The 15,179-nt window shown below is 75.5% G+C and carries 10 protein-coding genes; 9 read left to right on the top strand and 1 reads right to left on the bottom strand.

Going from position 1 to position 15,179, the window contains the following annotated elements:
* The first annotated feature begins 84 nt into the window (after window positions 1–84).
* The 8 genes from ACIQVD_RS12005 (at window position 85) to ACIQVD_RS11970 (ending at window position 11,911) form a co-directional block, all read left to right on the top strand.
* On the top strand, window positions 85–2,025 hold the full coding sequence (locus tag ACIQVD_RS12005; protein ID WP_402288235.1) for an acetyl/propionyl/methylcrotonyl-CoA carboxylase subunit alpha: 1,941 nt from the start codon (window positions 85–87) through the stop codon (window positions 2,023–2,025).
* Window positions 2,026–2,110: 85 nt separating this feature from the next.
* Window positions 2,111–3,319: an acyl-CoA dehydrogenase family protein gene (locus tag ACIQVD_RS12000; protein ID WP_402288232.1), complete on the top strand. Its 1,209-nt coding sequence runs from the start codon at window positions 2,111–2,113 to the stop codon at window positions 3,317–3,319.
* A gap of 169 nt (window positions 3,320–3,488) precedes the next feature.
* Window positions 3,489–4,292 (top strand): inositol monophosphatase family protein, encoded by an 804-nt coding sequence (locus ACIQVD_RS11995; RefSeq protein WP_402288229.1) that lies wholly within the window; start codon window positions 3,489–3,491, stop codon window positions 4,290–4,292.
* Between the two features lie 295 nt (window positions 4,293–4,587).
* Window positions 4,588–6,291: a 4-coumarate--CoA ligase family protein gene (locus ACIQVD_RS11990; RefSeq protein WP_402288227.1), complete on the top strand. Its 1,704-nt coding sequence runs from the start codon at window positions 4,588–4,590 to the stop codon at window positions 6,289–6,291.
* A 42-nt stretch (window positions 6,292–6,333) separates the two neighbouring features.
* Window positions 6,334–6,948 (top strand): TetR/AcrR family transcriptional regulator, encoded by a 615-nt coding sequence (locus tag ACIQVD_RS11985; protein WP_100838892.1) that lies wholly within the window; start codon window positions 6,334–6,336, stop codon window positions 6,946–6,948.
* A gap of 230 nt (window positions 6,949–7,178) precedes the next feature.
* Window positions 7,179–9,704 (top strand): SpoIIE family protein phosphatase, encoded by a 2,526-nt coding sequence (locus ACIQVD_RS11980; protein WP_402288225.1) that lies wholly within the window; start codon window positions 7,179–7,181, stop codon window positions 9,702–9,704.
* 201 nt (window positions 9,705–9,905) lie between these two features.
* Window positions 9,906–10,385, top strand: a complete 480-nt coding sequence (locus tag ACIQVD_RS11975; RefSeq protein ID WP_402288222.1) for a hypothetical protein — start codon at window positions 9,906–9,908, stop codon at window positions 10,383–10,385.
* A gap of 95 nt (window positions 10,386–10,480) precedes the next feature.
* Window positions 10,481–11,911, top strand: coding sequence for an MFS transporter (locus ACIQVD_RS11970; protein WP_402288220.1), 1,431 nt, complete (start codon window positions 10,481–10,483; stop codon window positions 11,909–11,911).
* 154 nt (window positions 11,912–12,065) lie between these two features.
* Here the strand turns inward: ACIQVD_RS11970 and ACIQVD_RS11965 are convergent, their stop codons facing one another.
* Window positions 12,066–13,724, bottom strand: a complete 1,659-nt coding sequence (locus ACIQVD_RS11965; protein ID WP_402288217.1) for an FAD-dependent oxidoreductase — start codon at window positions 13,722–13,724, stop codon at window positions 12,066–12,068.
* 271 nt (window positions 13,725–13,995) lie between these two features.
* On the opposite strand from ACIQVD_RS11965, the gene ACIQVD_RS11960 reads away from it, so the two are divergent.
* Window positions 13,996–15,129, top strand: coding sequence for a SchA/CurD-like domain-containing protein (locus tag ACIQVD_RS11960; protein WP_402288214.1), 1,134 nt, complete (start codon window positions 13,996–13,998; stop codon window positions 15,127–15,129).
* Window positions 15,130–15,179 lie beyond the last annotated feature (50 nt).

The raw sequence follows: 15,179 nt of genomic DNA, 5'->3' as shown, positions 1-15,179 counted from the left end.
TGCAACCGCGAGTACCTCTCACCGCCCCGCCCCACGACCTCTCCGCCCCCGCCCCGATCCTCCCGCGAGAAAGCGAACTGACGGATGATCACCTCCCTGCTGGTGGCCAACCGAGGCGAGATCGCCCGCCGGGTCTTCCGCACCTGCCGCACCCTCGGCATCGCCACCGTCGCCGTGTACGCCGACCCGGACGCCGGTGCCCGGCACGTCCGGGAGGCCGACACCGCCGTCCGGCTGCCCGGCGCCGCGCCCGCCGACACCTACCTGCGCGCCGACCTGCTGGTCCGGGCCGCCCTCGACGCGGGGGCCGACGCCGTGCACCCCGGGTACGGGTTCCTCTCCGAGAGCGCCGACTTCGCGCAGGCCGTGCTGGACGCCGGGCTGCGCTGGATCGGCCCGCCGCCCGCCGCCATCGCCGCGATGGGCTCCAAGACCGCCGCCAAGCGGTTGATGGCCGCCGCGGGCGTCCCCGTCCTGGAGGTCGGCCCCCACCCCACCGAGGCCGACCTGCCGTTGCTGGTCAAGGCCGCGGCGGGCGGCGGCGGACGCGGCATGCGGGTGGTGCGCACCCTCGCCGAACTCCCCGACGCACTGGCTGCCGCCCGGGCCGAGGCCGCCGCCGCGTTCGGCGACGACGAGGTGTTCTGCGAGCCCTACCTGCCCACCGGCCGGCACCTGGAGGTCCAGCTGCTCGCCGACGCCCACGGCACCGTATGGGCGGTCGGCGACCGCGACTGCTCGCTCCAGCGGCGGCACCAGAAGGTGATCGAGGAAGCCCCGGCCCCCGGCCTCGCCCCCGAGTTGCGGGCCCGCCTGCACGCCGCCGCCGTCGCCGCCGCCCGCGCCGTCGGCTACCAGGGCGCCGGCACCGCCGAGTTCCTGCTCGCCCCCGACGGCCGCCTCGCCTTCCTGGAGATGAACACCCGCCTCCAGGTCGAACACCCCGTCACCGAGTGCGTCACCGGACTCGACCTGGTCGCCCTCCAACTCGCCGTCGCCGAAGGCGAACAGCTCCCCGCCGACCCGCCCCCCGTCCGCGGCTGCGCGATCGAGGCCCGCCTGTACGCCGAGGACCCGGCCCGCGACTGGCAACCCGCCACCGGACCGCTGCACCTCCTCGAACTCCCCGGCACGGACGTCGAATTCGCCACCCTCCCGAGCCCGGCCGGGCTGCGCCTGGACGCGGGGGCCGGGGCCGGTGACCAGGTCACCGTCCACTACGACCCGATGCTCGCCAAGGCCGTCGCCTGGGCCCCCACCCGCACCGCCGCCGCCCGCCGCCTCGCCGACGCCCTCGCCCGCGCCCGCCTGCACGGCCCCACCACCAACCGCGACCTGCTGGTCCGCGCCCTGCGCCACCCCGACTTCCTGGCCGGCCGCGTCCACACCGCCCTGCTCGCCGACCACCACGCCGAACTCACCGCCCCCGACGACAAATCCACCCCCCTGGCCGCGCTCGCCGCCGCCCTCGCCGATGCCGCCGACCGCCGCGGCCCCCTGCGCGAACTCCCCTCCGGCTGGCGCAACCTGCCCTCCCAGCCGCAGACCAAGCGCTACCGCGCCGCCGACGGCACCGAGTACGACGTCCACTACCGCCTCACCCGCGACGGACTGCGCGCCGACGACCACCCCGACGTCCAACTCCTGCACAGCACACCCGAATCCGTCGACCTGGCGATCGGACCGCTGCGCCGCCGCTACCGGATCGCCCGGTACGGCGACCAGGTCTTCGTCGACGCGCCCACCGAGCACCACACCCTGACCGCCGTCGACCGCCACCCCGCCCCCACCGCCCCGCTCGCCCCCGGCACCCTGCTCGCCCCGATGCCCGGCACCGTCGTCCGGATCGACGCCCGGCCCGGCGAACGCGTCACCACCGGCCAAGTCCTGCTCAGCATCGAGGCGATGAAGATGGAGCACCGGGTCACCGCCCCCGCGGACGGCACCCTCACCGACCTCCCCGCCACCCTCGGCCGCCAGGTCGAAACCGGAACCGTCCTCGCCGTCGTCCGCCCCGACCACTGACCCGCCCCGACCACTGACCCCGCCCGCCGCCACCGCCGCGCCCCGCCGCCACCGCCTCGCCACCCACGACAGACAGGACCCCGCCATGTCCACCCCCCTGACCCCGTCGCGTCCGCCCACCCTGCCGAGCCCGCCGACCTCGCTCACCGACACCGAGGACCAGCGCGACCTGCGCGCGGCCGTCGCCGCCCTCGCCGCCCGCTACGGCCGCGACTACTTCCAGCAAAAGGCCCGCGCCGGAGAGCCCGTCCGCGAACTCTGGTCGGAAGCCGCCAAGTTGGGCTACCTCGGGGTCAACCTCCCCGCCGCGTACGGCGGTGGAGGCGCGGGCATCGGTGAACTCGCGACCGTCCTGGAGGAGTTGGGCGCGGCCGGTTGCCCGCTGCTGATGCTGATCGTCTCCCCGGCGATCTGCGGCACCGTCATCGCCCGGTTCGGCACCGACCCGCAGAAACAGCGCTGGCTGCCCGGACTCGCCGACGGCACCGCCGTCATGGCCTTCGGCATCACCGAGCCCGACGCGGGTTCCAACTCGCACCGCATCTCCACCGTCGCCCGCCGTGACGGCGCCGACTGGCTGCTCACCGGCCGCAAGGTGTTCGTCTCCGGCATCGACCAGGCCGACGCCGTCCTCTTCGTCGCCCGCACCGAGGACGCCCGCACCGGCAAGCTCAAGCCCGCCCTGTTCGTCGTCCCGCGCGACACCCCCGGCTTCGAGTACCGGCCCATCCCGATGGAACTCACCGCCCCGGAGAAGCAGTTCCAGGTCTTCCTGGACGACGTCCGGCTGCCCGCCGACGCCCTGGTCGGCGACCAGGACTCCGGCCTGCTGCAACTCTTCGCGGGCCTCAACCCCGAACGCATCATGACGGCCGCCTTCACCCTCGGCATCGCCCGCCACGCCCTCGACACCGCCGTCTCCTACGCCCGCACCCGCACCGTCTGGGACCGCCCCATCGGCGCCCACCAGGGCATCGCCCACCCCCTGGCCCAGTGCGCCATCGAGGTCGAACTCGCCCGCCTGATGACCCGCAAGGCCGCCCAGCTGTACGACGCGGGCGACGACCTGGCCGCCGGCGAAGCCGCCAACATGGCCAAGTACGCAGCCGGCGAAGCCTCCTGCCGCGCCGTCGACCAGGCCGTCCAGACCCTCGGCGGCAACGGCCTCACCCAGGAGTACGGCCTGGCCGCCCTCATCACCGCCACCCGCGTCGGCCGGGTCGCCCCGGTCAGCCGGGAGATGATCCTCAACTACGTCGCCCAGCACACCCTCGGCCTGCCGCGCTCCTACTGACCCGCCCCACCCGCCCGGGCAGCACCACCCCGATCACCCGCCACCACCACCCGCCGCCGGCCACGCGGAGGGCGCCGCCGTACTCTTCCACCAGCCCCGCGCCCGGGGACCGGAAGCCCGGACGGACCCCCGACCGGGCCCGAGCCGCCCACCGACCGGAAGGATCCCCGTGCGTGACGCCGATCTCGCCCGCCAGGCCGCCGAGCTCGGGGCGGAGGTGGTGCGGAGCCGGGCGTGGCAGGGCGTCGAACGGCAGGACAAGGGCGGCGGCGACTTCGCGACCGCGGTGGACGTGGAAGCGGAGCGGGCCATCCTCGACCTCCTCCGTGCCGCCCGCCCGGACGACGCGTTCACGGCGGAGGAGAGCGGCCGCACCGGTGCGCCCGACGCCGCCCGCCGCTGGCTGGTCGACCCGCTGTGCGGGACGCTCAACTTCGCGGCGGGCACCCACCTGGTGGCCGTCAACGTCGCACTCCAGGAACACGGCCGGACGGTCGCCGCCGCCACCGCCGACCCGTACACCGGCGAGACGTACTGGACCGACGGCGCCCGCGCCGCCCTCCGCCACCACGGGGAGGACACCCCGCTGGCACCGTCCGCGGGTTCCCGGCTGGTCGACCTCAACCTCGACCCGCCCTACCCGAACGCCCCCGCGCTGCGCGTCGCGCGCCTGCTCACCGACGCCGACTTCGAACGCGCCTTCCGCCCCCGGGTGGTCTCCAGCACCCTCGCGGTGGCCTGGGTCGCCGCCGGCCGCCGCGCCGCGTACCTGACGGACGGGCAACTGGCGGGCAGCGTCCACTTCGCGGCCGGCATCGCGCTCTGCGAGGCCGCCGGCTGCACCGTCACCGACCTGCGCGGCAGACCGGTCCACCACGGCGACGGCGGCCTGATCGCCGCAGCCGACGAGGAGACCCACGCCCGCCTGCTCGACCTGGTCACCCGACAGGAGAACCCCGGCGTACGCCGGTAAGCCGGGCACGCGCCCTGGTGGCGGCCAGCCATCCCCGGCACGCTTGCACCGCGACCGCGATCACGACCGCAACACCACCTCTCAATCGTTACGTCTTATTACTCATGCAGTGAGCACTCGTGTTCGTGATGGCCACTCACACTTTCAACACCATCTCACATTGGTAACGGCCTATCGCATGTGTGAGCAGCCATCGCGTTGGCAGTACCAACCCGCACCCCGCACCCCTCACCCGCACCTCGCGACCGCACCCCCGCGATCGCGCCCGCGCCCGCCGAGCCGCCCGGAGGCCCGCATGGTGTTCCACAGCGACTACCCGTCCGTCGCCCCGCTCGACCTGCCGATCCACGACGCCGTCCTCGACGGCTGCGCCACGGGCGAGCACGCCGACCGTCCGGCCCTGATAGACGGCCTGACCGGGCGCAGCGTCAGCTACCGGGAGCTGGAGACGGGCAGCCGCCGGGTCGCGGCGGGGCTCGCCGAGGCCGGGGTCGGCAAGGGTGACGTGGTGGCGCTGTTCAGTCCGAACTCGATCGCCTATCCGCTGGCGTTCTACGGCACCACCCGCACCGGCGCGACGGTGACCCCGGTCAGCGCGCTGGCCACCGCCGAGGAGCTGGCGGGGCAGTTGCGCGACTCCGGTGCCCGCTGGATCATCACCGTCGCCGCGTTCCTGCCGGTGGCCCGGCAGGCGGCCGCCGAGCACCCGGTCGCCGAGATCTTCGTCTGCGACGAGGCCGAGGGCCACCGCTCGCTCGCCGAGCTGGCGGCCGGCTCGGCCCCGGAGCCCGCCCCGTCGATCGACCCGGCCACCGACCTGGCGGTGCTGCCGTACTCCAGCGGGACGACCGGCCTGCCCAAGGGCGTGATGCTGACCCACCGCTCGGTGTCCACCAACCTGGCCCAGGTCGACGCGCTGCTCGGCCCCCGCCCCGGCGAGCGCACCCTGGCGGTGCTCCCGTTCTTCCACATCTACGGCCTGACCGCCCTGCTCAACCGCCCGCTGCGGGCCCGCGCCACCGTGGTCGTGCTGCCCCGCTTCGACCTGGAGCAGTTCCTGACGGCCATCCAGCAGCACCGGATCGAGGCGGTGTACGTGGCCCCGCCGATCGCCCTCGCACTGGCCAAGCACCCGCTGGTCGACCGCTTCGACCTGTCCTCGATCCGCTACGTGCTGAGCGCCGCCGCCCCGCTGGACGCCGAACTGGCCGCCGCCTGCGCCCGCCGCCTGGGCCTGTCGCACCTGCTGCAGGGCTACGGCATGACCGAGCTGTCCCCGGTCACCCACGTCCTCCCGCCCGGCGACCCGAACCCGCCGGTCGGCACCGTCGGCCGCCTGGTCCCCGGCACCGAGCTGCGGATCCGCTCCCTCTCGGCCCCGCACCACGACCTCGGCCCCGGCGAGGACGGCGAACTGCTGTTCCGCGGCCCGCAGGTGATGCGGGGCTACTTCGGCAAGGAGTCCGAGACCTCCGCGACCGTCGACCCGGACGGCTGGCTGCACACCGGCGACGTCGGCCACGTCGACGACGCCGGCTACCTGTTCGTGGTCGACCGGGTGAAGGAGCTGATCAAGTACAAGGGCTACCAGGTCGCCCCGGCCGAACTGGAGGCCGTGCTGCTCACCCACCCGAGCATCGCCGACGCCGCGGTGATCGGCGTCAACGACGCCCACGGCGCCGAGCACCCCAAGGCGTACGTGGTGCCCGCGTTCGGCTGCGACCTGGCCGAGCAGGAGGTGATCGAGTACGTGGCCCGCCGGGTCGCCCCGTACAAGAAGGTCCGCGAGGTGGAGTTCCTGGACGCGGTGCCGAAGTCCGCCAGCGGCAAGGTGCTGCGCCGCGAACTGCGGGCCCGCGGCGCGCAGCCGGCCCGGCACCCCGCCGACGGCGCGCAGGGCGCGGGAGCGGCGTCGCCCGGGAACGGCGGCGCACGGGGCGGCGACGTGGAGGAACGACCGCGCACGGGAACGGCGGTGCGCGAAACCGGCGGTGCATAGGATCGGCACCCGGAGCCCGCCCGCGCAGACCAGGAGCCGCCGATGACGACCAGCGCACCCGCCGCCCGCACGCCCCGGCAGGACCGCAGCCGCGCCACCCGCAGACGGCTGCTGGAGGCGGCGGTGGAGTGCCTGGCCGAGGTCGGCTGGCACGGCTCCACGGTGCTGGTGGTCGCCGAGCGGGCCGGGGTCACCCGCGGCGCCGCCCAGCACCACTTCCGCACCCGCGAGGACCTGTTCACCGCCGCCGTCGAACACGTCGCCGCCGAGCGGCTGGCCGCCGCCCTGGCCCGGGTCGAGCAGCTGCCGCCGTCCGGCCCGGCCCGCACCGAGGCGGTGGTGGAGATGATCGTGAGCCTCTACACCGGCCCGCTGTTCCGCGCCGCGCTGCACCTGTGGGTGGCCGCCGCCACCGAGGAGCCGCTGCGCAGCCGGATCACCGGCCTGGAGAACCACATCGGCCGGGAGGCGCACCGGGCCGCCGTCGAGTGCCTGGGCGCGGACGAGTCCGCCGCCGGCGTCCGGGAGACCGTCCAGGCCACCCTCGACCTGGCCCGCGGCCTGGGCCTGGCCAACCTGCTCACCGACGACGGCCCGCGCCGGGCCGGCGTGGTCCGCCAGTGGTCCCGCCTGCTGGACGCCGCACTCGCCGGCTGACCCGGTCCGGGCCGCCGTCCCGTCCCGGCCCGCCCGCCCGGAGGTCCCACCCGGAGCGCCCGCCCGGCCGCCTCCGCCCGGCCGCCTCCGCCCGCCGCCCCCCGCCCGACGCCGCACCGCGGACCGGCAGTTGGGAGTAGCACTCTTGCCCGAACCGGTCCGTATCCAGCACACTCGCATCTTCGGTCCGACCGCCCGCACGACCACCAGTCGCCAGCGTGCGGCGAGCCGTGCAGTCTGGTGGAAGCCGGAACGACCGGCAGAACCGGGGAAGGTACCGGGCAGGTGGCCAACTGAGCACGCACGGGTTCGAACAGAAGCCCGGCCGCGACGCGGCGGGTGCCGCTTCCGCGCGCCTGGCCGGGCACCGCCTGGTCCCGCTGGCCACCGCGCTGGTCCAGGAGGACGGCCGGATCCTGCACTGGAGCCAGGAGGCCGAGGCGCTCACCGGCTGGCCCGCCGACGAGGCGATCGGCGCGCACCCGGTCCGGCTGCTGCTGCCCGAGCAGGAGCGGGCCGCCGCCGAGCGGCTGTTCGAGCGGCTGGTCGCCGGACGCGGCTGGTCCGGCACCCACCCGGTGCGCCGCCGCGACGGCTCCACCGTCGAGCTGGAGTTCCACACCTACCCGGTGGCCGGCCCCGACGGCAGCACCCTGTTGCTGGCCACCGCCTCCGACACGCACGCCCTGCACGAGGTCGAGTCCGACCTGGCGATCCTGGACGGCTTCTTCGACCAGTCCCCGATCGGCCTGGCCGTCTACGACACCGACCTGCGCTTCGTCCGGCTGAACGCGGCGCTGGCCCGGATCAACGGCCTCAGCGCCGAGCAGCACCTCGGCCGCCGGCTCTCCGCCGTGCTGCCCGGCATCAACGCCGCCGAGATCGAGAACGTGATGCGGCAGGTGATCACCACCGGCAAACCGGTGGTCGACGCCCGCTCGTACGGCCGCGTCCCCGGCGACCCGCGCCGCGACCGGGCCTGGTCGGCGTCCTACTTCCGGCTGGAGGACTCCACCGGCAAGGTGCTCGGCGTCTCCTCCTCGATCATTGACGTCACCGAGCGCTTCCAGGCCGAGGCCCGCGCCTCCCGCGCCCAGGAGCGGCTGACCCTGCTCGCCTCGGCCGGCGCCCGGATCGGCACCACCCTCGACCTCAGGCGCACCGCGGAGGAGATGGTCGAGGCGATCATCCCGAAGTTCGCCGACTTCGCCACCGTCGACCTGCTGGAGCCCGTGCTGCGCGGCGAGGAGCCCGCCCCGATCCAGCCCGAGCGGGCCATCCAGGTCCGCGCCGTCGCGGTCGGCGAGGCGTACGGCTCCGGGCTGACCGGCGCCGCGGACGCCGTCGGGGGCACCACCGAGTACGGCCCGAACCGGGTCTACACCCAGTGCCTGCGCAGCGGCCGCCCGCTGCTCAAGCCGCACGTCGACGAGGAGGTGCTGCGCGGCCTGGTCCCCGACCCCGACCGGGTCGCCCCCGGCATCACGGCCGGCATCCACTCGTACCTGCTGGTGCCGCTGATCGCCCGCGGCATGGTGCTCGGCGGCGCCGAGTTCGTCCGCACCCGCAACCCCGAGCCGTTCGGCGCCGCCGACGTCTCGCTCGCCGAGGAACTGGTCGCCCGCACCGCCCTGGCCATCGACAACGCCCGGCTCTACCGGCGCGAGCGCGAGACCGCCCTCACCCTGCAGCGCAGCCTGCTGCCGCAGGAGATCCACCGCACCCTCGGCCTGGAGATCGCCCACCGCTACCTGCCCTCCAGCGTGGTCAGCGAGGTCGGCGGCGACTGGTTCGACGTCGTCCCGCTGTCCTGCGGGCGGGTCGCCCTGGTGGTCGGCGACGTGATGGGCCACGGCATCCGGGCCGCCGCCACGATGGGCCAGCTGCGAACCGTCGCCCGCACCCTGGCCACCCTCGACCTGCCGCCCGAGCAGGTCCTCGGCCGGCTCGACGAGACCGCCTCCGCGATCGGCGAGGGCCAGTTCGCCACCTGCGTGTGCGCCGTCTACGACCCGGTCGACCGCAGCGTGGTGATCTGCTCGGCCGGCCACCTGCCGCCCGTCCGGGTCGACCCCGACGGCACCGCCCAGGTCATCGACCTGCCGCCGGGCGTCCCGCTCGGCGTCGGCGGCGGCGCCTTCGAGTCGATCGAGTTCACCCTGCCGCCCGGCGCCACCTTCGCGCTCTACACCGACGGCCTGGTCGAACGCCGCGGCCGCGACCTCGACGAGGGCATCGACCTGCTCGCCCGCACCCTCGCCGCCCCCGGCCGCACCCTGGAGGAGAGCTGCGACGCCGCGCTGTCCGCCCTGGTCACCGACGGCACCGAGGACGACATCGCGATGATCATGGCCCGCGTGCTGCCCGTCCCCGCCGACCGGATCGCCACCCTGCTGCTGCCCAGCGAGGGCCCGCTGCCCGCCCGCGCCCGCCGCTTCACCCGCGCCACCCTGGACGCCTGGGGCCTGTCCGGGCTCACCGACTACGCCGAACTCGTGGTCAGCGAACTCGTCACCAACGCCCTGCTGCACGCCGACGCCCCGCGCCGCCTGCGGATCTTCCGCGACCGCACCCTCACCCTGGAGGTCTCCGACGCCGGCGGCCAGCCGCCCCGGCTGCGCACCTCCGCCGAGGAGGACGAGGGCGGCCGCGGCATCCACCTGGTCAGCGAACTCGCGCACCGCTGGGGCAGCCGCCCCACCCGGCACGGCAAGGTGGTCTGGGCGGAGATCGAACTCCCGTACCGGGCCGGCTGACCCGCCCGCCCGTACGACGGCCCCCCTCGTACGACGGTCACCCCCTCGTAGGACGGCCGCTCGCCCGTACGACGACCACCCATCCGGACGACGACCGCTCGCCCGGGTGACGGCCACCCGCCCGGACGAGGACCGCTCGCCCGGGCGGCGGGACTGACGGACAGTCGGAGGCAGTCCCCGCCGCCGACCGAAAGGCCCCCCGTGCCCGTCCGCCTCCTCCTCGCCGCCGCCGGCCTGCTCGCCCTCGCCGCCGCCGCCCCGGCCGCCGCCGACGACACCCCCACCGGTACGCCCGCCGACCCGCCCGCGGCGACCTCCGCCGCGACCACCGTCACGATCACCGGCGCCGCCATCGACCCGAAGATCCCCAGCCGGGTCCGGGTCGCCCTCGCCTACACCTGCGCGCCGACCGACCAGCCCCGCTCGCTGAACACCTCCGTCGAGCAGACCGACCCCGAGGACCCCGCCACCATCGCCTTCGGCTCCACCCGCACCGCACCGACCCAGGTGGTCTGCGACGGCACCCCGCAGACCCAGACCGTCACCGTCCAGTCCAAGACCAGCAACTGGCTGCCCGGCACCGACTCCGTGGTGATCACCACCCTCACCGACCTCGGCGCCACCCCGACCGCCGCCGCCGACGCCCGCCTGATCGCACTGGACCAGCCGCCCGCCCCCTGACCCGCCGTCAGCCGACCGGCCCCCCTCCCCGGCGCGCCGCCCGCCCGCCGCCGCCGTCGCCTCCGAGACTGGACGCCGGACGGAAGGGAACCCGGATGACCCAGCCCACGACAGCCACCGCACCGGCCCCCGAGGTGCGCCGCTGGCGGGCCCTCGCGGTGTGCCTGGTCGCCGGGTTCATGACCCTGCTCGACGTGTCGATCGTCAACGTCGCCCTGCCGTCCGTGCGCAGCGGACTGCACCTGTCCGAGGCCGGGCTCCAGTGGGTGCTCTCCGGCTACTCGCTGGCCTTCGGACTCGTGCTGGTCCCGGCCGGACGGCTCGGCGACGCGATCGGCCGCCGCCCGGTCTTCCTGACCGGACTGGGCCTGTTCACCGCCACCAGCGCCCTGGCCGGCGCCGCCCAGAACGAGACCTGGCTGGTGGTGGCCCGGCTGCTCCAGGGCATGGCCGGCGGACTGCTCGTCCCGCAGGTCTCCGGCTTCATCCAGCAGCTCTTCCGCGGCGGCGAACGGGCCCGCGCGTTCGGCATGCTCGGCACCACCATCGGCTTCTCCACCGCCGTCGGCCCGCTGCTCGGCGGCCTGCTGATCGCGGTGTTCGGCACCGCCGAGGGCTGGCGCTGGGTCTTCTACGTCAACCTCCCGATCGGCCTGGTGGCCCTCCCGCTGGCCCGCCGGCTGCTGCCCGCGCCCACCCCCGACACCTGCGCCCGCCGCGACTTCGACCCGGTCGGCGTGCTGCTGCTGGGCGTCGGCACCGTCCTGCTGCTGCTCCCGCTGGTCCAGACCCAGTGGCACGGCACCGGCAAGTGGCTGCTGCTGGCCGCCGCCGTCCTGGTCCTGGCCGCCTTCGCGGGCTGGGAACGCCGCTACGCCCGGCACCGCGAACCGCTCGTCCACCCCGAGCTGTTCCGCACCCGCTCCTTCACCTACGGCGCGCTGGTCTCCCTGCTCTACTTCGCCGGGTTCACCGCGGTCTTCTTCGTCTTCACCCTCTACCTGCAGTCCGGCCGCCACTACAGCGCCCTGCAGGCGGGCCTCGCCATCACCCCCTTCGCCCTGGCCTCCGCGGTCGCCTCCACCATCGGCGGACGCCTGGTCACCCGCCACGGCCGCCGCCTGATCGCCGTCGGCCTGGCCACCGTCGCCGTCGGCCTCGCCCTCGCCGCCCTCGCCGTGCACCTCTTCGACGGCCCCGAGGTCGGCTGGGCCACCGCCCTCCCGCTCCTGCTGGCCGGCCTCGGCAGCGGCCTGGTGGTCTCCCCGAACCAGGCACTGACCCTCAACGAGGTCCCGGTCGCCCGGGCCGGCTCCGCGGGCGGCGTCCTGCAGACCGCCCAGCGGATCGGCTCCGCCGCGGGCATCGCCACCGTCGGCGCCACCTTCTTCGCCCACCTGCACACCCCCGCCGACTACCCCACCGCCTTCCAGCTCAGCATCGCGGTGGTCCTCGCCTTCGTCCTGCTCGCCCTGCTCGCCGCGACCGAGCCCTTCGGCCGCAAGCCCCGCGAGAAGGCCGGATGAGCGGCGGGTCCGCGGCCGGGGCCGGTAGGACAGGTAGGACAGGTAGGACGGTAGACCGACAGGGCGGTGGGAACGGCGAACGGCGGAACGCTCCCGGCCGGTGGACCCCGGCCGTTCGCGCCCGCCGTTCCCCGTGCTCCCGGCGCTCCCGGTGCTACAGCCCCGCCACGCCGCGCGCGGCGACCCGCAGGGCGGCCACCGGGTCGCCGACCGAACTGCCGGCCCGCCAGCCGACGAAGCCGTCGGGGCGGACCAGGACGGCGCCGCCCTCGCGCAGGCCGTAGACCGCGGGCCAGCCGCTCGGCCCGGCCGGACGGGGCCCGGCCGGGAGGTCGGGCACGGGCTCGGGCACCAGGTCCCCGTCCTCGCCGACCAGCAGGCAGCGGATCGGCACCCCGGTCTGCTCGGAGACCGCCCGCGCCGCCTCCGGCCACCCCGCCCCGCCCGCCACGGGCGCCAGCAGCACCGGCTCGCGCCCGAACAGGTCGAGCGTGGACAGCCGGACGCCGTCCGCGTCGCGCAGCCACAGGTGCGGGGCCCGGGTGCCGACCTCGCCGGTCGCGGCGAAGCGCTCCGGGATCACCCCGGCGGTGGCGTCCGCGCCGACCAGCGCGCCCTCGGTGTAGCGGTAGCCGAGCGCCACCGCCAGCACGTTGGTGCGCGGCCCGCCCACCGGCGCCGCGTCGAAACCGGGGTGCTGGTGCTCCACCGACCGGGCCGCCGCCCGGGCCGCGGTCTGCACGGCGACCGGCCGCCGCTCCGCCCCGTACGACTCCAGCAGGCGCGGCCCGCCCCAGCCGTCGAGCACCGCGGCCAGCTTCCAGGCCAGGTTGTGGGCGTCCTGGATGCCGGTGTTGGAGCCGAACGCCCCGGTCGGCGGCATCTCGTGGGCGGAGTCGCCGCACAGGAAGACCCGCCCGGCGCGGTACCGGTCGGCGACCCGCTCGGCGGCGTGCCAGGGCGCCCGGCCGGTGATCTCCACGTCCAGGTCGGGCACCCCGGCCGCGGCCCGGATGTGCGCCGCGCACCTGGCGTCGGTGAAGTCCTCGACGGCCTCGCCGCGCTCCGGGTGCCAGGGCAGGTGGAAGACCCACTCCTCGCGGTTGTCGACGGGCAGCAGCGCGCCCGCGCCGGCCGGGTCGGTCAGGTAGCAGGCGATGAACAGGCGGTCGCCCACCACCTCGGCCAGCCGCTTGGCCCGGAAGGTCACCGAGACGTTGTGGAACAGGTCGCCGCGCCCGGACTGCCCGATCCCCAGCTGCTCCCGCACCGGGCTGCGCGGCCCGTCCGCCGCGATCAGGTAGTCGGCCCGCACCTCGCGCTCCTCGCCGCCGGCCCGGTCCCGCAGCCGTGCCGTCACCCCGTCGGCGTCCTGCGCGAAGGAGAGCAGCTCGGTGTTGAAGCGGACGTCGCCGCGCTCGGCGGCGTGCCGCAGCAGCACCGGTTCGAGGTCGTTCTGGCTGCACAGGCACCACGAGGACGGGCTGAACCTGGCCAGGCCCCCGCCCGGGTCGATCTCCCGGAACAGCCACTCCTGCTCCCCGCCGGAGAGCGTCTCGGCCTGCAGGATGCCGTGGTTGTCGGCCAGCACGGACGCCGCGGCGCGGACGTCCTGCTCGACGCCGGCACCCCGGAACAGCTCCATGGTGCGCAGGTTGTTGCCGCGCCCCCGGGGGTGCCGGGAGGTCTCGGCGTGCCGCTCCACCAGCAGGTGCGGCACACCGAGCCGACCGAGGAAGAGCGAGGCGGACAGTCCGACCAGCGAACCGCCCGTGATCAGGACCGGGACCCGGTCGGCCATCTGTGTGTTCATCAGCTCTGCTCCATCCGTGCGGGGCGCTGGAAGCGCCAGACCCGACATCCATCCCCCGCCGCGGGCGGCCACGCAGGGTGCGTCGCCCGGATGGCCGTGAAGTCTCGCGCGGCCGTCCGTCCCGCCCTGACGATCGAGGACGAACCGCCGCCCGCTCCGCCGACCGGCCCGGCCGCCCGAGGCCCGTCCGTGAAACCGGCGAAGGGCCCTTCGCGGGCAGACCGCGGAGGAAGCGCGGACGAACCACGAACCGACGACAGGATCCGCCGCCATGACCCTGCTCTCCGCAGCCGAGGAGACCACCACCACCGGCCGGCCCACCCCGGGCCGGCTCCGCGTCGTCCTGATGCTGGACGTCCACGACGGCGCCCAGGACCGCTTCCTGGACGCCTACGAACTGCTGCGCTACCAGGTCTCGTCCGTCCCCGGCCACGTCAGCGACCAGCTCTGCCAGTCCATCGACGACCCGTCCCGGTGGCTGATCACCAGCGAGTGGGAGAGCGCCGAGCCGTTCCTCGCCTGGGTCGACAGCCCCGCCCACCGCGAGATGGTCAAGCCCATGCACGGCTGCGTCAGCGACACCCGCTCGCTGCGCTACACCGTGCTGCGCGAGACCCACGGCGTCACCGCCACCGACACCCCCGCCCCGCCGCTGCGCCCCGGCGAGCACCACCCCGGCGTCCCCGGCGTGCCGCGGCCCGGCCCGGACGGCGTGGTCCGGCACGCGCTCAGCTTCACCGTCAAGCCCGGCACCGAGGCCCAGGCCGCCGAACTGCTGGCCGGCTACCGCTCCCCGCAGGCCCGGGTCGACGACACCACCCGCCTGCTGCGCACCTCGCTGTTCATGCACGGCAACCGGGTCGTCCGCTGCGTCGAGGTGGCCGGCGACCTGCCCACCGCGCTGCGGCACGTCGCCCGGCAGCCCGAGGTGCGGGCCGTCGAGGAGGCGCTCAACCCGTACCTGGAGGAGAACCGCGACCTGGACGACCCGCTGTCCGCCCGCGACTTCTTCCAGCGCGCCGCGCTGCCCGTCATCCACCACCACGCCGGCCTGAAGAGCGGCCCGGTGCAGCGGCACGCCTACCGCTACCCCGTCCGCCCCGGCGCCGGCGCGGCCCTCGTAGAGCTGCTGTCCGAGCAGGACGAGCACGCCGCCGCCGACCCCGGCAGCCCGCTGGTGCGCGCCACCGTCCACCGGCACGAGGACCTGGTGGTCCGGCTGGTCGACCTGCTCGTCGACCCCGCCGACGACCCGGCCGCCGCCCTCGGCCTGGCCGGCCCGCTGGCCGCCGCCGTCCTCGGCAAGCTCACCGAGCCGGTCGAGCACACCCGCGAGGGCCTGCGCCACCTGCTCGCCGAGTGCGCGATGACCCCGGTCACCGACCGCACCTCGGCCGAGGACTGACCCGGCGGGTCCTCGCCCGCCCCGTACGACCCGTACACCCCGCACACCCC

The organism is Kitasatospora sp. NPDC090308, assembly GCF_044769485.1.
Lineage (GTDB): Bacteria > Actinomycetota > Actinomycetes > Streptomycetales > Streptomycetaceae > Kitasatospora > Kitasatospora fiedleri.
This window is presented reverse-complemented; position numbering and strand designations above follow the sequence as displayed.